Here is a 19,415-nt window from a genome sequence, read left to right on the forward strand (position 1 = left end):
AAAAGGACATGAAGGGAGTCAGTTGGCTTGAAACAGTTTTTTCAGTTTGATGAGTTAGGAACGAATTACCGCAGAGAAATCATCGGTGGTTTAACCACATTTTTGTCGATGGCTTACATTTTGTTTGTCAATCCGATCACACTTGCTTTAGTGTCGGTACCGGATTTTCCAGATAAATTACGAATTGATCAGGGCGCTGTCTTTACTGCGACGGCGTTAGCCTCTGCCGCAGGGTGTATTCTGATGGGGCTGATTGCTAGGTATCCGATTGCGATTGCTCCAGGTATGGGCTTGAATGCCTTTTTCGCCTTCTCGGTTGTTCTTGGCATGGGCATCACATGGGAAGCAGCACTTTCTGGTGTATTTGTTTCAGGATTGATTTTCGTTGCCCTTTCTTTAACAGGTTTCCGTGAAAAAATCATCAATGCCATTCCGGCTGAGCTAAAGCTTGCGGTTGGTGCAGGTATTGGTCTATTCATTACATTTGTCGGTCTGCAAGGATCTGGCATTATCGCTAATAATGATAATACGCTCGTTTCGATTGGAAACATTCATAGTGGTCCTGTCTTATTAACGGTGTTTGGTATCGTGGTGACTGTCATTTTAATGGTTCTTCGAGTGAATGCAGGTGTCTTCATTGGGATGCTTGTGACAGCTATTGCTGGAATGATTGTTGGTCTTGTCCCAGTACCGACGCAAATTGTGGGAAGTATTCCAAGCTTATCTCCAACCTTTGGACAAGCCTTGATTCACTTGCCAGACATTTTCTCGATTCAAATGCTTGTCGTGATTTTAACGTTCTTATTCGTTGGGTTCTTTGATACAGCAGGAACGCTTGTGGCTGTTGCAACCCAAGCTGGTTTAATGAAAAATAATGAGCTGCCGCGTGCAGGAAGAGCACTTCTAGCGGATTCATCTTCAATCGTTGTAGGTTCTATTCTTGGAACATCGACGACAACATCTTATGTTGAATCTAGCTCAGGTGTTGCTGCTGGTGCACGTTCTGGATTTGCAGCTGTCGTGACAGGTATTTTCTTCTTGCTTGCGATGTTCTTCTCGCCGCTTTTATCCATCGTTACTTCGAATGTGACAGCACCTGCTTTAATCATTGTTGGTGCACTGATGGTCGCTCCGCTTGCGAAGATTGCATGGGATCGTTTTGAAATTGCCGTACCAGCGTTCTTAACGATGATTATGATGCCACTCACATACAGTATTGCAACAGGGATTGCGGTTGGCTTTATTTTCTACCCGATTACGATGATCTTTAAAGGGAAAGCCAAAGAAGTACATCCAATTATGTACGGATTGTTTGTGATCTTTATTCTCTACTTTGCTTTCTTAAATCATTAATAGTTCACCTGAAACAGCAGCTCATGGAAGCTGCTGTTTTTTTGTTTTGCCCTAATTTTCTTGCCATTTTAAAACCTCTGCTGTCTTTTATCCGTCTATTCGTATGAACGTCAAGGAATCTTGACTGAACAGAGAGACTCCGCTACTTTAAGAGGAGTCATCCTTACAGGTCATTCGTATGAGCCTGTAAGGATTGTGCTGGATAGGAGTTGATATGAGATGTTAGAAAAAGATGAAGAGCAAAGTACATCAGACGTAAAAAATGAAGAGCCATCAATAGATCAAGAAACGAGACAATCCCGTCTTAGCAGAAGCGCTGCAAAACGTGGAAGAACGTCGAAAGTCAAAGTGGCAGCCGATGATGAGCGTTCTGCCATTCAGCGTATGCTGCAAGGTGTAGGAGGCGCGTTTAAGCGCTATGGCTCATATGGACTTGCGATGTTAAAATCACCGAGCCGGGCCATCAATCAAGCGGAAACATTACGGATGAAGTACGCCTGGATCTCGATTGTGTTATTCAGCGTGTTTTTTGCTTTAGGCAACTATGTTCAATTAAAGGCGTCAAAGACTCGTTTATTAGGCTTTGGCATTCATTACTCTTTTGGTGACGCCTTTTTGAGGGTAGCGGTCTTTACACTCATTCTGCTCACATTGATGATGCTGACCGTCTGGTTACTCGGTAAGTACATGCTAAAAGGAAACATATCACTGAAAGAAGTGATCATGAAGTTTGGTGCCGCACTTGTACCGGTTTTGGTTTTATCCATCCTTTGGCTTGTATTTGCCATGCTGAATATTCCATATGTGACGGTCATTTTATCTGTGATGATGTTTTTTGGTCTCCAGTTGATTGCGGTCGTGCTGTTTCGCTCGATTCAATCGGAGCATGAAGCGGTGCGCGGTGATTTGATGTATGCTGGCTGGATCTTTTTATTGGTGGAGCTTGTCATCATTGCACTGCTCTGGGGCATTGTCGGAGAGTATTTGATTCCTTCACTTGTGCCTGTTCGATTTGGATAATACACACACTGAAAACCTCCTTTTTCAAAAAAGGAGGTTTTCATGTTGAGAAGAGGAAAAAACGGGTAAACTCTTGGTAACAAAGACCACCGTTCTTGTCGAAAGATATATGTGTTTTTCTCGCGCAAATTTGATTGTATCAAGGTATGTTCTCTAGTAGAATATGGGGTGCTTTATTTGATTTTTTAGTGCAGGGGGTTCGAATCGTGCTTCAACAACTTTTATCCAATGCGTTCACCATGGTTTTGATCATTTTAGTGATTAATATTGTCTATGTTTCATTTTCCACCATGCGTTTGATTTTAACAATGAAAGGCAGACGGTACGCAGCAGCTTTTGCTGGTACGATTGAAATGCTGATTTATGTGATTGGATTAAGTATCGTACTTGATAACTTAGATCAAATCCAAAATGTCATTGCGTATGCGTTAGGCTATGGGATGGGGATCATTGTCGGGATGAAAATTGAAGAGAAGCTGGCACTTGGCTACACAACTGTTAACGTGATCACAAAAGAATTAGATGTCGATCTCCCAAGGCAATTGAGAGAAAAAGGATATGGTGTCACCAGCTGGGTAGCAGGCGGTCTTGAAGGAGACCGGACAGCATTGCAAATTTTAACACCGAGAAAATATGAACTGCAATTATATGAAACGATTAAAACGCTGGATTCAAAGGCATTTATCATTTCATATGAGCCCAAATCGATTCACGGCGGCTTCTGGGTGAAGGCTGTGAAGAAAAGGAGAATTAAAGAATGACCGCAAAACCAAAGAAGAAGAAATTCTATGTGGAAGACGACATGACGATCGATCAAGTGTTGTCCCAGATGGCAGCGGAAGGCTACGCGCCTGTCCGACGAATGGAGGAGCCCATTTTTCAGGAAAAGAAGGAAAATGGGTCGATTCAGATCATTCCGATTGGGAAAAAAATCGTATTTGAAGGAAAAACAGTCTAAATCCGAACATTAAAACGACGACTTCATAGATTGTTCGATAAATCCGTTGACATCATGAACATCCGTTGTTAAGATAAACATGAATTCAAAACACGAACCTCATATAATCTTGGGAATATGGCCCATAAGTTTCTACCCAGTTACCGTAAATGACTGGACTATGCAGGATAGTGAACAAAACTGACATGGCGTTTCAAAAGCGAACAGCGCTTACCATGGCCCGGTTTGTGTTGCTTCCTAACAATGCAATGCAAATCGGGCCTTTTTGTTCGGCGTTTGACAAGCTGCTTAGGTTTGGGAAGCGTGTCAAACGATACAAAATCGAATATCAGCTTAAAGGTGGGGACAAAATGAAGCCGCTTGTAGGTGTCATCATGGGAAGTACATCTGATTGGGAAACAATGAAGAATGCGTGCGATATCTTAGAGGAATTAGACATTCCGTATGAAAAACAGGTCGTATCCGCACACCGGACACCTGACTTGATGTTTGAATATGCGACAGAAGCAAGAGGTAAAGGACTAAAAGTCATCATTGCCGGTGCTGGAGGCGCAGCACATTTACCGGGGATGGTCGCAGCGAAAACGACACTGCCGGTCATTGGTGTGCCCGTACAATCAAAAGCACTAAATGGACTGGATTCCTTATTATCCATCGTTCAAATGCCAGGCGGTGTACCAGTTGCGACAGTGGCGATTGGCAAAGCCGGTGCAACAAATGCAGGGCTTCTAGCTGCACAAATGATTTCAGCATTTGATGAAACAATCGCTTCTCGCCTTGAGGAAAGAAGAGAGCAAACAAAACAGACTGTACTAGAAAGCAGTGATCAGCTTGGCTAAGCAGACCATTTTTCCAAACGCAACCATCGGTATTATCGGCGGAGGACAGCTTGGCAGATATATGGCCGTCAGCGCAAAGCAAATGGGATACCGGGCAGCTGTCTTAGACCCAGTCGCACAATCTCCTTGTGGACAGGTTGCTGATATAGAAATCACAGCTGCTTATAGTGACCTCGATGGGATTCGACAGCTGGCAGAAATCAGCGATGTCGTGACATATGAATTTGAAAATATTGATTATGATGCACTTAATCAATTGAAGGAAGAAGCCAATTTACCGCAAGGAAGTGAACTTCTTCTTTTAACTCAAAATCGTGAAACGGAGAAAAAAGGGATTGTAGATGCAGGCTGTGAAGTCGCACCTTACCGCATCATTCATGATGAAAAAGAGCTGGAAGACGCAGTAACCGTACTTGGTTTGCCAGCCGTGCTGAAAACATGCAGAGGCGGCTACGACGGAAAAGGGCAGTATGTGATCAAGGAAAAGGGACAGCTTCACGAAGCAGCTGAATTGCTCACACATGGAGCATGTATTTTAGAAAGCTGGGTCCCATTTCAAATGGAGCTCTCGGTGATCGTCACTCGTTCTATTCACGGGGAGATTGCGGTATTTCCAGTCGCTGAGAACATTCATAAGCACAACATTTTGTTCCAGAGCATTGTGCCTGCAAGAGTAGGTGAAAGCATTCAGGAGAAGGCAAAAGTGCTGGCAACGACACTGGCTGAAAAGCTAGCGCTAGTTGGTACACTTGCTGTAGAACTGTTCCTGACAAACGAAGGAGAGCTACTCGTCAATGAACTGGCGCCTCGCCCGCATAATTCTGGTCATTATACGCTCGATTTATGTGAGACGAGTCAGTTTGAACAGCATATTCGCGCGATATGCGGTTTGCCGCTTGGCGGTACAGCCCTTTTATCAGAGGGCATGATGGTGAACTTATTAGGCGATGAAGTAGACATCCCAAAAGAGCATCCTGAGCTTCTCAAAGAAGCGAAGCTTTATCTATATGGAAAGCATGAAGTAAAAACCGGCCGCAAAATGGGTCATATGACTTTTATGAAACAGCTTGATGATGAATGGATGACAAACATCACAAAGATATGGACTGAAAGAGATGGAGGAAACGGGAAATGATCGAACGTTACGCACGACCAGAAATGTCAGCAATCTGGACAGAGGAAAACAAATTTAATGCATGGCTTGAAGTAGAAATTCTCGCTTGTGAAGCTTGGGCAGAGCTCGGCGTTATTCCAAAAGAAGACGTTGTGACCATGCGCAAGAATGCAAGCTTTGATATTGATCGTATTCTAGAGATTGAACAAGACACGCGCCATGACGTGGTTGCCTTTACGCGTGCTGTATCTGAATCTCTAGGAGAAGAAAGAAAGTGGGTTCATTACGGGTTAACCTCTACAGACGTAGTGGATACGGCGCTTTCATATCTATTAAAGCAGGCGAACGATATCTTGCTCAAGGACATTGAGAGATTTGTTGACATCCTAAAAGAAAAAGCAAAAGAGCACAAATATACCGTCATGATGGGCCGTACACACGGTGTACACGCTGAACCGACAACATTTGGCCTGAAGCTTGGTCTTTGGTACGAAGAAATGAAGCGTAACCTAGAACGTTTTAAACAAGCAAAAGCTGGCATCGAATACGGTAAAATTTCTGGAGCTGTTGGCACATATGCGAACATCGACCCGTTTGTTGAGCAATATGTATGTGAGAAGCTTGGTATCAAAGCTGCACCAATCTCAACCCAAACCTTGCAGCGTGATCGTCATGCAGATTACATGGCAACTCTTGCACTCGTCGCAACAAGCATTGAGAAATTTGCTGTTGAAATTCGTGGACTTCAAAAGAGTGAAACACGTGAAGTAGAAGAGTTCTTTGCAAAAGGACAAAAAGGATCATCAGCAATGCCGCATAAACGCAACCCAATCGGCTCTGAAAATATGACGGGAATTGCCCGCGTCATCCGTGGATATATGCTGACAGCTTATGAGAATGTACCACTTTGGCATGAGCGTGATATTTCTCATTCGTCTGCTGAGCGCATCATTTTACCAGACGCAACGATTGCACTGAACTATATGCTAAACCGTTTCTCAAACATTGTGAAAAACTTGACGGTCTTCCCTGAGAACATGAAACGCAACATGGACCGCACACTTGGCTTGATTTACTCACAGCGCGTACTTCTTGCATTAATCGATACAGGCATGGCACGTGAAGAGGCATATGATACGGTTCAGCCGAAGGCAATGGAAGCGTGGGAAAAGCAAGTGCATTTCCGTTCATTAGTAGAAGCGGAAGAAAAAATCACATCACGCTTAACACCTGAACAAATCGCTGACTGCTTCGATTACAACTATCACTTGAAAAATGTCGATATGATTTTCGAACGTCTAGGTCTTGCGTAAGAAAAGGGCCACCTGCTCGTCAGGTGCCCAATCCTGAAAATTGCCAACATTCAAATTAGGAGGCCAACCTGAATGACTGTGAAACAAGAACTTCTCTACGAAGGCAAAGCGAAAAAAATCTATCAGACCGATGACGAGCAAATTTTATATGTCGAATATAAAGACTCAGCGACAGCATTTAACGGCGAAAAGAAAGCTGAAATCGAAGGCAAGGGCAGACTGAATAACGAAATTTCAAGCTTAATCTTTCAAATGCTACATGAGAAAGGAATCAACAATCACTTTGTGAAACGACTTTCTGAAACAAAGCAGCTCATTCAAAAGGTGCAGATTGTGCCGCTTGAAGTCGTTGTACGAAATGTGGTGGCTGGCAGTATGTCAAAGCGCCTTGGCATTCCAGAGGGAACAAAACTGGATACACCATTGATCGAGTTTTACTACAAAGATGATGCACTCGGCGATCCGCTCATTACAGAAGATCATATTCGCATTTTAGATGCAGCGACACCAGAGCAGGTCGAGGAAATGAAGCAGATCACAAGACAAGTAAATGAAGAGTTAAAGCAAATCTTCTCAGACTGCCACGTGAATTTAATTGATTTCAAGCTTGAATTCGGAATAGATCACGAGAATCGTATTTTGCTAGCTGATGAGATTTCACCTGATACGTGCAGGCTTTGGGACAAAGATACAAACGAAAAGCTTGATAAAGACGTGTTCAGACGAAACCTGGGCGGCTTAACAAATGCATACGAAGAAATTTTCAAAAGACTTGGAGGCCATAAACATGTATAAAGTGAAAATTTTTGTCAGCTTAAAAGAGAGCGTTCTTGATCCGCAAGGAAGTGCCGTGCAGCACGCCTTGCACAGCATGTCTTATCAGGAAGTAAAGGATGTCCGTATCGGGAAATACATGGAGCTTGTCATTGAAAAATCAGATCGTGATTTAGATACAGTCGTCAAAGAAATGTGTGAAAAATTACTGGCCAACACGGTGATTGAAGATTACCGCTATGAGGTGGAGGAGGTTGTCGCACAGTGAAGTTTGCAGTGATCGTCTTGCCTGGCTCTAACTGTGATATCGATATGTACCATGCGATTCAAGATGAGTTAGGTGAACAAGTTGAATATGTATGGCACGACGAAACGAGTCTAGACCGATTTGACGGTGTACTCGTACCAGGCGGTTTCTCTTATGGGGATTACTTAAGATGCGGTGCGATTGCTCGCTTTTCAAACATCATGCCGGCGGTGAAAAAAGCAGCTGCGGATGGAAAACCTGTTCTCGGTGTTTGTAACGGGTTTCAAATTCTTCAGGAGCTTGGTATTCTTCCAGGTGCGATGAGACGAAATAAAGACTTAAAATTTATCTGTCGTCCAGTTGAACTCATTGTAGAGAACAACGAAACGCAATTTACAAGCGGCTATCAAAAAGGCGAATCCATTTCGGTTCCTGTAGCGCACGGTGAAGGCAACTTCTACTGTGATGAAGACACTTTAGCGAAACTGATTGAAAATAACCAAATCGCTTTCACTTACGGAGACGATATTAACGGCAGTGTCAATCGAATTGCAGGTATAACGAATGAAGAGGGCAATGTACTCGGCATGATGCCGCACCCTGAGCGCGCGGTTGATAGTTTACTAGGCAGCGCAGACGGACTTAAATTGTTTCAATCTATCGTGAAAAATTGGAGGGACACTCATGTCACTACTGCTTGAACCAAGTCACAAGCAAATTAAAGAAGAGAAATTGTATCAGCAAATGGGATTGAGTGATGAAGAATTCGCTTTAATCGAATCCATTATTGGCAGGCTGCCAAACTACACAGAAATAGGCATTTTTTCTGTCATGTGGTCAGAGCATTGCAGTTATAAAAACTCAAAGCCTGTCTTAAGCAAATTCCCGACAAAAGGAGAGCATGTTCTTCAAGGTCCTGGGGAAGGCGCTGGAATCGTTGATATTGGAGACAACCAAGCGGTTGTATTTAAAATCGAATCACATAACCATCCATCTGCGATTGAACCGTATCAAGGAGCAGCTACTGGTGTCGGCGGAATTATCCGTGATGTATTCTCCATGGGTGCGCGTCCAATTGCTGTACTAAACTCTCTTCGTTTTGGTGAACTGACTTCACCGCGCGTGAAGTACTTGTTTGAAGAAGTAGTGGCAGGGATCGCAGGCTATGGAAACTGTATCGGAATTCCTACAGTCGGCGGAGAAGTTCATTTTGATCAAAGCTATGAAGGCAATCCGCTCGTGAATGCGATGTGTGTTGGATTAATCAATCATGAGGACATCAAAAAAGGGCAGGCAAAAGGTGTTGGCAACACGGTAATGTATGTTGGTGCTAAAACCGGACGTGACGGTATTCACGGTGCAACATTTGCGTCTGAAGAATTTTCTGATGAATCAGAAGAAAAACGTTCAGCGGTTCAAGTCGGTGATCCATTCATGGAAAAACTTTTGCTTGAAGCGTGCCTTGAAGTCATCAAAAACGATGCGCTCGTTGGAATTCAAGATATGGGAGCGGCTGGCTTAACAAGCTCAAGTGCGGAAATGGCGAGTAAAGCAGGTTCTGGGATTGAGATGAATTTAGACCTCATTCCGCAGCGTGAAACAGGCATGTCCGCATACGAAATGATGCTGTCTGAATCACAAGAGAGAATGCTTCTAGTCATTGAAAAAGGCCGTGAGCAAGAAATCATTGATATTTTCGAAAAATACGATCTTGAAGCGGTATCAGTCGGTCATGTGACAGACGATAAAATGCTTCGTTTACTCCATCAAGGTGAAGTGGTGTGTGAGCTTCCTGTTGATGCTCTTGCAGAAGAAGCACCGGTTTATCATAAGCCGTCAAGCGAGCCTGCATACTATCGTGAGTTTTTAGAAACGAAAGTGGAAGCTCCAGCGATCACAGATGCAGCAGAGACATTAAAGCAGCTCCTTCAGCAGCCAACGATTGCAAGTAAAGAATGGGTCTATGATCAGTATGACTACATGGTTCGGACAAATACCGTCGTTGCACCTGGCTCTGATGCAGGTGTACTAAGAATCCGCGGAACGAAAAAAGCCCTAGCGATGACAACAGATTGTAACGCACGTTATCTCTACCTTGATCCAGAGGTCGGCGGGAAAATCGCCGTCGCAGAAGCAGCACGTAACATTGTCTGCTCAGGCGCTCGTCCACTTGCAGTGACAGATAACCTGAACTTCGGTAACCCAGAGAAACCAGAAATTTTCTGGCAAATTGAAAAGTCTGCTGACGGGATTAGCGAAGCATGCCGCACGCTAAGCACACCAGTTATCGGTGGGAACGTCTCTTTATATAACGAATCAAATGGAACAGCGATTTACCCAACACCAGTCATTGGGATGGTTGGTTTGGTCGAAGATACTGCTCATATTACGACTCAATCGTTCCAGCAGGCTGGCGATGTCATTTTCGTCATTGGTGAGACGAAGGAAGAATTTGCAGGCAGTGAGCTTCAAAAGATGACAGAAGGTCGTATTTACGGAAAAGCACCGGAAATTGATTTGAACGTAGAGCTTTCGCGTCAAGAAGCCCTGCTAGCCGCGATTCAAAACGGTCTCGTTCAATCAGCACACGATGTGTCTGAAGGCGGACTTGGTGTAGCACTTGCTGAAAGTACATTTGGAACTGACGGGCTTGGTGCAGATATCCAAATCGATTTAAACAGCGAAGCTTCATTATTCAGTGAAACACAGTCACGTTTTGTCGTCACAGTTAAACTGGAGCACCGCGAAGCGTTTGCTGCGGCTGTCAAAGATGCGAAAGAAGTCGGAACGGTTACAAATGATGGTGTGTTTACTGTCAAAAATCAAGAAGGACAACAATGGATTCATGCAGCGGTCAACGAGCTTGAACGTGCATGGAAAGGAGCGATCCCATGCTTGCTGAAATCAGAGGCTTAAATGAAGAGTGTGGTGTCTTTGGGGTTTGGGGACACGAAGAAGCCCCGCAAATCACATATTACGGATTGCATAGCCTTCAGCACCGAGGACAAGAAGGTGCGGGAATCATTGCAACAGATGGTGAGAACCTCACATCACACAAAGGCCTTGGACTGATTACGGAAGTCTTTCAAAACGGTGAGCTAAAGGATTTGAAAGGAAAAGGTGCGATCGGACACGTTCGATATGCGACAGCAGGCGGAGGCGGCTTTGAAAATGTGCAGCCCCTCTTCTTCCGTTCGCAAAACAATGGCAGTCTTGCCCTTGCTCATAATGGAAACTTAGTGAATGCAACGCAGTTAAAGCAGCAGCTAGAGAACCAAGGGAGCATTTTCCAGACCTCTTCTGATACCGAAGTGCTGGCACATTTAATTAAGCGCAGCGGGCATATGGAATTGAAGGAACAGATCAAAAATGCGCTGTCCATGCTTAAGGGAGCCTATGCTTTCTTAATCATGACGGAAACAGAAATGATCGTGGCGCTTGATCCAAACGGCTTACGCCCGCTTTCACTTGGTATGCTTGGGGATGCTTATGTTGTCGCTTCTGAAACATGTGCATTTGATGTCGTCGGTGCCACGTATTTACGTGATGTGGAGCCTGGCGAAATGCTGATCATTAATGATGAAGGCTTAAAATCTGAGCGCTTCTCGATGAATATTAACCGCAGCATGTGCAGCATGGAATACATTTATTTCTCAAGACCTGACAGCAATATCAACGGCATCAATGTGCATAGTGCGAGAAAGAGTCTTGGCAAAAAGCTTGCTGAGGAAGCGCATGTCGAAGCAGATGTTGTGACAGGTGTACCAGATTCCAGTATTTCTGCAGCGATTGGATATGCCGAAGCAACAGGTATTCCGTATGAGCTCGGTTTGATTAAAAACCGTTATGTTGGCCGGACGTTTATCCAGCCGTCTCAAGCATTGCGTGAGCAGGGCGTACGGATGAAGCTGTCTGCTGTGCGCGGTGTAGTCGAAGGAAAGCGTGTTGTGATGGTGGATGATTCCATCGTACGCGGGACAACGAGCCGCAGAATTGTCACGATGCTAAGAGAAGCGGGTGCGACGGAAGTCCATGTACGCATTAGTTCACCGCCAATCGCACACCCATGTTTTTATGGAATTGATACATCCACACACGAAGAGCTGATTGCTTCTTCTCATTCAGTGGAAGAAATTAGACAGGAAATCGGTGCGGACACCATTGCATTTTTATCTGTAGACGGTTTAATGGACGGGATTGGCAGGAAGTATGATGATCCGCAGCGCGGTCAGTGTTTAGCATGCTTTACTGGGAAATACCCGACTGAAATATATGAAGATACGGTTCTTCCGCATGTGAAGGAAACGGTCTTGACGAAATAATCGAATAAAGGAGCAGCAGTCAAGATGAGTTGATATGCTGCTCTTTCATTCTGCCGAAAATACATGGAAAGCAGCAGCTAAAAGGAGTGAATGGGATGTCAGAAGCATATAAAAACGCCGGTGTCGACATCGAAGCAGGGTACGAAGCCGTCAAACGAATGAAAACACACGTAGAACGTACAAAACGAGCAGGTGTCATGGGCGCTCTAGGTGGATTTGGCGGTATGTTTGATCTATCTGAGCTGCCATACAAAAAGCCCGTTCTTGTTTCAGGAACAGATGGTGTCGGAACGAAATTAAAGCTTGCCTTTTTAATGGATAAACACGATACGATCGGCGTCGATGCCGTGGCCATGTGTGTCAACGATGTGCTTGCACAAGGGGCAGAACCGCTCTTTTTCTTAGATTACTTAGCCGTTGGAAAAGCAGATCCGGTAAAAATTGAATCCATTGTCAAAGGTGTGGCTGACGGATGTGAGCAGTCTGGTTCAGCACTTGTCGGCGGTGAGACAGCCGAAATGCCAGGTCTTTACACAGAAGAAGAATATGATATTGCTGGTTTTTCAGTAGGTGTAGTTGAAAAGGATGAAATCGTAACGGGAGAGGGCATCAAGGAAGGGCATTTGCTTATTGGACTCAGCTCAAGCGGAATTCATAGCAATGGATACTCTCTCGTTCGTAAAGTCTTGCTGGAAGACGCTGGTCTTGACCTGCATCAAACGTATGAACCTTTTACAAGACCGCTCGGAGAAGAGCTTCTTGAACCGACAAAAATTTATGTGAAGCCCGTACTCAAACAAGTGAAAGCCGGCAAGGTTGACGGCATGGCACATGTGACAGGCGGCGGTTTTATTGAGAATTTACCACGTATGCTGCCTGAAGGTCTTGGTGTTGAGGTAGATAACGGCTCATGGCCAGTTCCCCCTATTTTCTCCTTTATTCAAGAAAAGGGTCAGTTGAAGGCAGAAGAGATGTTCAACGTGTTTAATATGGGCATTGGCTTTGTCCTAGCTGTCAAAGAGGACGATCTTGTGGATGTGATTAGCGAGCTTGAACAGGATGGAGAGAAAGCATTTCTCATCGGACGTGTTCAAAAAGGAGAAGGTGTCACATTCGGCGGTGGAAGCCTCTCATGAAGAAGTTTGCGATCTTCGCCTCTGGAAGCGGGACGAACTTTCAAGCCATTATAGATACGTTAAAAGAAGAAAAGTGGCAGGCAGAGGCCGCCATTGTGATTTGTGATAAACCGGGTGCAAAGGTGCTGGAGCGTGCTGAGAAAGAGGGCATTCCCTCCTTTGCTTTTACCCCGAAGGCTTTTCCGAATAAAGCCGCTTTTGAACAAACAATCATCGAACAACTGAGGCTTCATGAAGTAGAATGGGTTTTCCTTGCGGGGTATATGAGACTAATCGGCCCGACATTACTTGAAGCATACAAAGGGAAAATCGTGAATATCCACCCATCCTTGCTGCCAGCTTTCCCTGGTCTTGATGCCATCGGACAGGCGCATCAAGCAGGCGTCAAAGTGGCAGGCATCACCGTCCATTTTGTTGATGAAGGGATGGATACAGGTCCGATTATTGACCAAGCCGCGATCTATATTGAACAAGGCGAAGAGCTTGAATCAATTGAAAAAAGAATGCATGAACTAGAACACACACTATATCCAAAAGTGATCAAATCACTTTTAGAATTATCTTAATGAGGTGACGAAGGCATGACGATCAAACGCGCATTAATCAGTGTTTCTGATAAAACGAATCTTGTACCTTTTGTGAAAGAATTAACAGAACTTGGTGTTGAAGTCATTTCAACTGGAGGTACTCATAAGCTTCTTCAAGAAAATGGCATTGATGTCATTGGGATTTCTGAAGTCACTGGATTCCCTGAAATCATGGACGGACGACTCAAAACGCTTCACCCGAACATTCATGGTGGATTATTGGCAGTGAGAGAAAACGATGAGCATATGGCACAGATTGAAAAGCATGGCATTCAGCCGATTGATCTTGTTGTCGTGAATCTCTATCCTTTCAAAGAGACGATCTCAAAAGACGATGTAACGTATGAAGAAGCAATTGAAAACATTGATATTGGCGGACCGGGAATGCTTCGTGCGGCATCGAAAAACCACCAAGACGTCACAGTGATTGTCGATCCTCGTGACTATGATACAGTCGTTCAGCAAATCAAAGAAGGCGGCGTGTCACTTGAGAAAAAACGTGAGCTTGCGGCGAAGGTATTCCGTCATACAGCTGCTTACGATGCCCTCATTGCAGATTATTTAACGAACTTTGTTGGCGAAACAGAGCCAGAGCAGTTCACCGTCACGTTTGAGAAAAAACAATCCCTTCGTTATGGAGAAAACCCGCACCAAGCGGCGACTTTCTATGAAAATGCTCTTCCAAGCAAAGGCTCTTTGGCAACAGCTACACAGTTACATGGAAAAGAGCTTTCCTACAACAATATTAAAGATGCAGATGCAGCTCTTCAAATCGTACGTGAATTTACGGAGCCAGCGGCTGTGGCTGTAAAACATATGAACCCATGCGGCGTTGGTACAGGAGAAACGATTGCAGAAGCGTTTGATCGTGCCTTCAAAGCAGATGAAACCTCTATTTTTGGCGGCATTGTGGCGCTGAACCGTGAAGTAGACAAGCAAACGGCTGAGGTACTGCATACGATTTTCTTAGAAATCGTCATCGCTCCATCGTTTAGCCAAGAAGCGCTTGACGTGTTAACAGCGAAAAAGAACCTTCGTCTATTAACATTAGATGTAGAAGTAGATCTTGAGAAAAAAGAAAAGCAGCTGACAAGTGTTCATGGTGGACTGCTTGTGCAGGATATTGATACGTACGGCTTAGAGGAAGCAACGATTTCTATTCCAACGAAAAGAGAACCAACAGAAGACGAATGGAAAGACTTAAAGCTTGCTTGGAAAGTCGTCAAGCATGTGAAATCAAATGCGATTGTCCTTGCAAAAGATCAAATGACAGCAGGGATCGGCGCTGGTCAGATGAACCGCGTGGGCTCAGCAAATATTGCGATTGAGCAAGCAGGTGAAAAAGCGAAAGGAAGCGCACTAGGCTCTGATGCATTCTTCCCGATGGGCGATACAGTGGAAGCTGCTGCAAAGGCAGGCGTCACAGCAATCATCCAGCCAGGTGGTTCCATTCGTGATGAAGAATCAATCCAAAAAGCAGATGAATACGGCATCGCCATGGTCTTCACTGGCGTTAGACATTTCAAACATTAAGGGGATGACAGTGTGAACGTATTAATTATCGGCAGAGGCGGAAGAGAGCATACCATCGCATGGAAAGTGAACCAAAGTGAACTTGTCAGCCAAGTATTTGTCGCACCTGGCAATGATGGAATGGCAGACGCTGCGAAGCTTGTACCGATCGACGAAGGTGATCATGAGGCATTAATTCGTTTTGCAAAAGACAATGAAATCGGCTTAACGATTGTCGGTCCAGAGGTTCCTTTAATTGCAGGTGTCGTCGATGCATTTGAAGAGGCAGGTCTAAAGGTATTTGGACCAAATGCAAAAGCCGCAGTCATTGAAGGCTCAAAGGAATTTGCAAAAGACTTAATGAAAAATTATGAGATCCCGACCGCCGCTTATGCCACTTTTACATCGTTTGAAGAAGCGAAGGCATATGTGGAAGAAAAGGGTGCGCCGATTGTCATTAAAGCAGATGGTCTCGCAGCAGGAAAAGGCGTGACAGTTGCGATGACACTTGAAGAGGCGATCAACTGTCTGCACGACTTTTTAGAGGATGAAAAGTTTGGCGATGCAAGTGCATCGGTCGTCATCGAGGAATTTTTAACAGGTGAGGAATTTTCATTGATGGCCTTTGTCAATGGAGAAAAGGTGTACCCAATGGTGATCGCGCAAGATCACAAACGGGCATTTGAAGATGACAAAGGACCGAACACCGGCGGGATGGGCGCTTATTCACCAGTTCCGCAAATTTCAGATGAAGTCGTCCAAAAAGCGGTGGAAGATGTCGTCAAACCAGCGGCTCGCGCAATGGTGCAGGAGGAGCGTCCGTTTACAGGCATTTTATATGCTGGCTTAATGCTGACACCAGAAGGCTCAAAGGTCATTGAGTTCAATGCACGCTTTGGCGATCCTGAAACGCAGGTGGTTCTTCCTCGTCTTGAATCAGATCTAGTTCAAGTCTTCCTCGACATTCTAGATGGAAAAGATGTGGACTTGCAGTGGAAAGACACTGCCGCTGTCAGTGTCGTTCTTGCTTCTGAAGGATACCCGGAGGACTACGCAAAAGGCACGCCAATCGGCGCTTTGCAAACAACGGTCTCTGATGTAGTGACCTTCCACGCAGGAACAAAAAAAGAAAACGACCAATTCGTCACAAATGGTGGCCGTGTAGCAAATGTGACGGCATTTGACGACACATTTGAAGCGGCAAGATCAAGAGTGTATGAAGCGGTTGAAGAAATCATTCAGCCAGGTCTATTTTATCGCCGTGACATCGGTGCCCGTGCGCTGAAGGCTGCGGGGAAATCCGTTTAATCAAAACACCTTTCTATCTGATGAGATGGAAAGGTGTTTTTTGTTCATGAGAAGGGATGCCGATTGAAAATGAAGAAGTAGTATGGGATCACGAATAGATATAGGGAGGAAACATGGAAATCAAAGCATTTATTATCTTTGCAATCGTCATGCTCATTTTATTTTTAGTCGCTTCAAATCACATCATGCGGGTAGCAATCAAGCAAAACAAAGTCAAAAAAGGTTCAGCCCTTCGTTATATGGTCATTTCCATTTTTTCTGGCATTGTCATTGTTTCGTTTTCTATTTGGACATTCTTTATTAACTGATTCATTAGAGAGGAATGAGTGTATGGTGCAATTGAAGAAACTTGCAAACGAGCGTTTTTCTGCCTTGATCTGTATTGATTCATTTAATGAGCGAATCCGTTTAGATGATTATAGTGGGAGGGTGCGGGATGTCATTCCATCCGTTCTTCAGGAAGCGGCGGACTGTAAGGCTTCTAAGATCATTGTGAAAGTAAGACGTGAGCATGTGCCGCTTTTTTTAGAAAAAGGCTTTCGGCTTGAAGGGGTGTTTTCTCATTATTTTCTTGGAAGTGACGCTTACGGTATGTCGCTTTTTCTCACTGCGGATCGAATGAACAGTTCGTATTGGCTGGAGGAAGATGAGATCGTCGCATCCATTCAAGCAAAAGAAATCAAAAAAGACCAGGGCACATGGCAGGATGAGTATGTGATGAGAAAAGCCGATCCAAAGGATATTCACAAGCTGGCAAAGCTCTATGATACCGTCTTTGAAACGTACCCTACGCCAATGAACGAGGCTGATTATATCAAAAAGGTAATGGAGGAAGGGACAATTTTTTATGCTGTTGAACATGACGGACACATTGTGAGTGCAGCATCCGCTGAGATCAATGCGCCGTATGGTCATGCAGAATTAACAGACTGTGCGACCCTTCCTTCATATAGAAAACTAGGATTCATGCATCATTTGATTCTAGCCCTTGAAAAGGAACTCCAGTCGATGCATATCTATGTCTTTTATTCTCTTGCCCGTGCTTTGTCCTATGGAATGAATCAAGTGTTTTATCAGCTTGGCTATACGTATACCGGTCGCTTTCAAAACAACTGCTATATTTTTGACAAAATTGAAGATATGAATCTATGGGTCAAAACGCCAAATGAATCATGAAATGGTTCTCATCTGATCAAGCAGACCAGATAGGCGGTACGCCATGATACTGAGCTGCAGCTTCATCCGATCATCAGTGGATTTGAGGCTGCAGCCTGTTCTCGTTTCAATTTGTTTCAGCCGGTAGCTTAACGTATGTCTGTGAATAAATAATTCTCCCGCAGATTTTTGAATATTTTCATTGTGCGCCAAATACACTTCGAGTGTATGGATCAGGTCAGCCCCTTGTTTTTTCGTATAAAGCAAAGGACTTAACAGCTCCACGTAAAAATCATGCAAATTCATACCGGCTTCATTCATTTCAAGAAGCATCCCATATAAGCCGAGCTTTTGATAATGAATGATGCTTTCGTCTGTTTTTAAAAGCGGAAGAAGCCTTGCTGCATACTGCGCTTCCTTCGCGCTTTTTGCAAAGAGACTGATTTGGTCATAGGCTCTCCCGATACCAATGACAATCGGGTGGACGGGGAAAAAATAAGACCAAGTGCTCCGGCATTCCTCTGCTGCGCGATACCACTCCGCTTCTTGAAACGCTTTTTTTCCTGCTGGTGTTAGGACAAAAATGGAATCGAGCCTTGTCTTTAGTAAAAAAGGAATATGTCTGCGTTCAAAGATCGAGGTGAGTAATTGCGATAGACGCTGCATCATTTGGTGATCGAGCTGTGTGTGCTGATGCTGAAATTGAAAGTAGATCACCACCTGCTCCTCGCTCATATCATATTGCAGCTTTGTTGCTTGTTCGACCACGTAGCTTTCTTCTGTATATTGCTGCTGCAAAATATCATCTAACAAATGTCCCTGCATTTGGTTTTCTGTATCTTGAATGGCTTTTTGCTTCAGCCATTCAATCGCATACACGGCCCCGGCATGCTCGATCGCAATCGCGTCGAGATGATGCCACGTATCCTTTTTCTTTAAAGACACAATAAATCCAAAAATATCACCCATCGCAATCACCGGACATGCGGCGAGGACAAATGCTCCGCACGTGTCATAAACGAGCCGCCCTTTTTCTTCTGCCTGCTTGAGAAGGGGCATGGTTTCAATTGGTTCATGATCTGTCAGAAAGCCAAAAGCAGGAGAGTACGTCACTTCATCTTTTATGAGATGAGCCGCTGTTTGATGTAAAAAGACATCAAGAACGACAATGTTCGCTGCAGTGAGATGTGCCAGTTCCTCTGTAATTTGCGTCACATTTTTATTCCTTACATTTAATTGGGTCAGTCTTTGATGAATCGCGGATGAATATTTAAGCTGATGAAGCTGGCTGCTCACGATTTGTTCTAAGACGGCTTTTGTAATGTCCGAGAAATTGATGTGCGGGGGAATCTCGATGAGCGGAATGCCGCTATTTTTCGCCGCTTGAATGAGTGATGCTGGAATGTCGCTTAAGTATACACCTTTATAAATAGCGATGGCTGATAGCCTTTTAGATTGAATCAATTCTTCAAGCCGGTCGCGTCTTTCTTGATTGTCTGCGAGTCCAAATCCGGTTGTGACGAGCAATTCTCCTTCGGAAAGCCTCGACGTGTCTTCGATGATTTCCACGATGGTCACCCATTGAATGAGTCGGTCCAGTCCATTTTCTCCAGCGAGCAGCTTTGTTCCCTTCATGATATCGAGCGAAAGTGCATCTTTGACGAGAATCGCCATAGACTCATGACCTCCTTTTGAACACTCTTATACACGATGTATAAAAAATGCGTCTGAAATTCGGGCATGTGGCGAATGGAGGATGACTGCCCTCTTGATTAAG

At 44.4% G+C, this 19,415-nt stretch carries 19 protein-coding genes and 1 riboswitch; of the genes, 18 read left to right on the plus strand and 1 reads right to left on the minus strand.

Annotation, left to right across the window (positions count from 1 at the left end):
- Positions 1 to 27: 27 nt before the first annotated feature.
- From MHB83_RS08155 to ablB, 18 genes are all read left to right on the plus strand, one after another.
- The gene (locus tag MHB83_RS08155) at positions 28 to 1,353 is read left to right on the plus strand and encodes an NCS2 family permease (RefSeq protein WP_050945706.1); all 1,326 of its coding nucleotides are present in this window, start codon (positions 28 to 30) and stop codon (positions 1,351 to 1,353) included.
- A 219-nt stretch (positions 1,354 to 1,572) separates the two neighbouring features.
- The gene (locus MHB83_RS08160; protein ID WP_268458142.1) at positions 1,573 to 2,373 is read left to right on the plus strand and encodes a hypothetical protein; all 801 of its coding nucleotides are present in this window, start codon (positions 1,573 to 1,575) and stop codon (positions 2,371 to 2,373) included.
- Between the two features lie 206 nt (positions 2,374 to 2,579).
- Positions 2,580 to 3,134, plus strand: a complete 555-nt coding sequence (locus MHB83_RS08165) for a DUF2179 domain-containing protein (RefSeq protein ID WP_024424505.1) — start codon at positions 2,580 to 2,582, stop codon at positions 3,132 to 3,134.
- Positions 3,131 to 3,331: an NETI motif-containing protein gene (locus MHB83_RS08170; RefSeq protein WP_050945708.1), complete on the plus strand. Its 201-nt coding sequence runs from the start codon at positions 3,131 to 3,133 to the stop codon at positions 3,329 to 3,331. The genes MHB83_RS08165 and MHB83_RS08170 overlap by 4 nt, the downstream gene beginning before the upstream one ends.
- A 79-nt stretch (positions 3,332 to 3,410) precedes the next feature.
- Positions 3,411 to 3,512, plus strand: a riboswitch (purine riboswitch).
- A gap of 169 nt (positions 3,513 to 3,681) precedes the next feature.
- Positions 3,682 to 4,170, plus strand: coding sequence for a 5-(carboxyamino)imidazole ribonucleotide mutase (purE, locus tag MHB83_RS08175; RefSeq protein WP_230031543.1), 489 nt, complete (start codon positions 3,682 to 3,684; stop codon positions 4,168 to 4,170).
- Positions 4,163 to 5,305, plus strand: coding sequence for a 5-(carboxyamino)imidazole ribonucleotide synthase (purK, locus tag MHB83_RS08180; protein WP_113386793.1), 1,143 nt, complete (start codon positions 4,163 to 4,165; stop codon positions 5,303 to 5,305). Before purE ends, purK begins: the two co-directional genes overlap by 8 nt.
- Positions 5,302 to 6,597: an adenylosuccinate lyase gene (purB, locus tag MHB83_RS08185; protein ID WP_003213884.1), complete on the plus strand. Its 1,296-nt coding sequence runs from the start codon at positions 5,302 to 5,304 to the stop codon at positions 6,595 to 6,597. The genes purK and purB overlap by 4 nt, the downstream gene beginning before the upstream one ends.
- A 72-nt stretch (positions 6,598 to 6,669) precedes the next feature.
- Complete coding sequence (purC, locus tag MHB83_RS08190; protein WP_113386794.1) at positions 6,670 to 7,392, plus strand: phosphoribosylaminoimidazolesuccinocarboxamide synthase; 723 nt, start codon at positions 6,670 to 6,672, stop codon at positions 7,390 to 7,392.
- On the plus strand, positions 7,385 to 7,639 hold the full coding sequence (purS, locus tag MHB83_RS08195; protein ID WP_003214349.1) for a phosphoribosylformylglycinamidine synthase subunit PurS: 255 nt from the start codon (positions 7,385 to 7,387) through the stop codon (positions 7,637 to 7,639). The genes purC and purS overlap by 8 nt, the downstream gene beginning before the upstream one ends.
- Complete coding sequence (gene purQ / locus MHB83_RS08200) at positions 7,636 to 8,319, plus strand: phosphoribosylformylglycinamidine synthase subunit PurQ (RefSeq protein ID WP_335356180.1); 684 nt, start codon at positions 7,636 to 7,638, stop codon at positions 8,317 to 8,319. The genes purS and purQ overlap by 4 nt, the downstream gene beginning before the upstream one ends.
- Positions 8,303 to 10,534, plus strand: a complete 2,232-nt coding sequence (gene purL / locus MHB83_RS08205) for a phosphoribosylformylglycinamidine synthase subunit PurL (RefSeq protein WP_050945711.1) — start codon at positions 8,303 to 8,305, stop codon at positions 10,532 to 10,534. Before purQ ends, purL begins: the two co-directional genes overlap by 17 nt.
- Positions 10,510 to 11,940 carry an amidophosphoribosyltransferase gene (gene purF, locus MHB83_RS08210; RefSeq protein WP_003213939.1) on the plus strand — a complete coding sequence of 477 codons (1,431 nt, stop codon included), beginning with the start codon at positions 10,510 to 10,512 and terminating at the stop codon, positions 11,938 to 11,940. Before purL ends, purF begins: the two co-directional genes overlap by 25 nt.
- 95 nt (positions 11,941 to 12,035) lie before the next feature.
- Positions 12,036 to 13,076, plus strand: a complete 1,041-nt coding sequence (purM, locus tag MHB83_RS08215; RefSeq protein ID WP_050945712.1) for a phosphoribosylformylglycinamidine cyclo-ligase — start codon at positions 12,036 to 12,038, stop codon at positions 13,074 to 13,076.
- Positions 13,073 to 13,642 carry a phosphoribosylglycinamide formyltransferase gene (gene purN, locus MHB83_RS08220; protein WP_050945713.1) on the plus strand — a complete coding sequence of 190 codons (570 nt, stop codon included), beginning with the start codon at positions 13,073 to 13,075 and terminating at the stop codon, positions 13,640 to 13,642. The genes purM and purN overlap by 4 nt, the downstream gene beginning before the upstream one ends.
- A 15-nt stretch (positions 13,643 to 13,657) precedes the next feature.
- Positions 13,658 to 15,196, plus strand: coding sequence for a bifunctional phosphoribosylaminoimidazolecarboxamide formyltransferase/IMP cyclohydrolase (purH, locus tag MHB83_RS08225; RefSeq protein WP_251191438.1), 1,539 nt, complete (start codon positions 13,658 to 13,660; stop codon positions 15,194 to 15,196).
- 12 nt (positions 15,197 to 15,208) lie between these two features.
- A complete protein-coding gene (gene purD, locus MHB83_RS08230) occupies positions 15,209 to 16,483 on the plus strand; it encodes a phosphoribosylamine--glycine ligase (protein WP_342496795.1) in 1,275 nt (424 codons plus the stop codon).
- A 113-nt stretch (positions 16,484 to 16,596) separates the two neighbouring features.
- Positions 16,597 to 16,791 (plus strand): hypothetical protein, encoded by a 195-nt coding sequence (locus MHB83_RS08235; RefSeq protein WP_253622892.1) that lies wholly within the window; start codon positions 16,597 to 16,599, stop codon positions 16,789 to 16,791.
- A 22-nt stretch (positions 16,792 to 16,813) separates the two neighbouring features.
- Positions 16,814 to 17,659 carry a putative beta-lysine N-acetyltransferase gene (gene ablB, locus MHB83_RS08240; RefSeq protein WP_342496796.1) on the plus strand — a complete coding sequence of 282 codons (846 nt, stop codon included), beginning with the start codon at positions 16,814 to 16,816 and terminating at the stop codon, positions 17,657 to 17,659.
- On the opposite strand, the gene MHB83_RS08245 is transcribed toward ablB, so the two are convergent.
- Positions 17,654 to 19,312 (minus strand): PucR family transcriptional regulator ligand-binding domain-containing protein, encoded by a 1,659-nt coding sequence (locus MHB83_RS08245; RefSeq protein ID WP_335350027.1) that lies wholly within the window; start codon positions 19,310 to 19,312, stop codon positions 17,654 to 17,656. The two genes, ablB and MHB83_RS08245, sit on opposite strands and share 6 nt — an antisense overlap.
- Positions 19,313 to 19,415 lie beyond the last annotated feature (103 nt).

The organism is Bacillus sp. FSL K6-3149 (assembly GCF_038630515.1).
GTDB lineage: Bacteria > Bacillota > Bacilli > Bacillales > Bacillaceae > Bacillus > Bacillus pumilus.

Excerpts from the sequence above, each read along its gene's own strand:
- MHB83_RS08160 (WP_268458142.1), top strand. The coding sequence starts at position 1,573 with ATGTTAGAAAAAGATGAAGAGCAAAGTACATCAGACGTAAAAAATGAA.
- MHB83_RS08170 (WP_050945708.1), top strand. The coding sequence starts at position 3,131 with ATGACCGCAAAACCAAAGAAGAAGAAATTCTATGTGGAAGACGACATG.
- purE (WP_230031543.1), top strand. The coding sequence starts at position 3,682 with ATGAAGCCGCTTGTAGGTGTCATCATGGGAAGTACATCTGATTGGGAA.
- purB (WP_003213884.1), top strand. The coding sequence starts at position 5,302 with ATGATCGAACGTTACGCACGACCAGAAATGTCAGCAATCTGGACAGAG.
- purC (WP_113386794.1), top strand. The coding sequence starts at position 6,670 with ATGACTGTGAAACAAGAACTTCTCTACGAAGGCAAAGCGAAAAAAATC.
- purS (WP_003214349.1), top strand. The coding sequence starts at position 7,385 with ATGTATAAAGTGAAAATTTTTGTCAGCTTAAAAGAGAGCGTTCTTGAT.
- purL (WP_050945711.1), top strand. The coding sequence starts at position 8,303 with ATGTCACTACTGCTTGAACCAAGTCACAAGCAAATTAAAGAAGAGAAA.
- purF (WP_003213939.1), top strand. The coding sequence starts at position 10,510 with ATGCTTGCTGAAATCAGAGGCTTAAATGAAGAGTGTGGTGTCTTTGGG.
- purM (WP_050945712.1), top strand. The coding sequence starts at position 12,036 with ATGTCAGAAGCATATAAAAACGCCGGTGTCGACATCGAAGCAGGGTAC.
- purN (WP_050945713.1), top strand. The coding sequence starts at position 13,073 with ATGAAGAAGTTTGCGATCTTCGCCTCTGGAAGCGGGACGAACTTTCAA.
- purH (WP_251191438.1), top strand. The coding sequence starts at position 13,658 with ATGACGATCAAACGCGCATTAATCAGTGTTTCTGATAAAACGAATCTT.
- MHB83_RS08235 (WP_253622892.1), top strand. The coding sequence starts at position 16,597 with ATGGAAATCAAAGCATTTATTATCTTTGCAATCGTCATGCTCATTTTA.
- ablB (WP_342496796.1), top strand. The coding sequence starts at position 16,814 with ATGGTGCAATTGAAGAAACTTGCAAACGAGCGTTTTTCTGCCTTGATC.
- MHB83_RS08245 (WP_335350027.1), bottom strand. The coding sequence starts at position 19,312 with ATGGCGATTCTCGTCAAAGATGCACTTTCGCTCGATATCATGAAGGGA.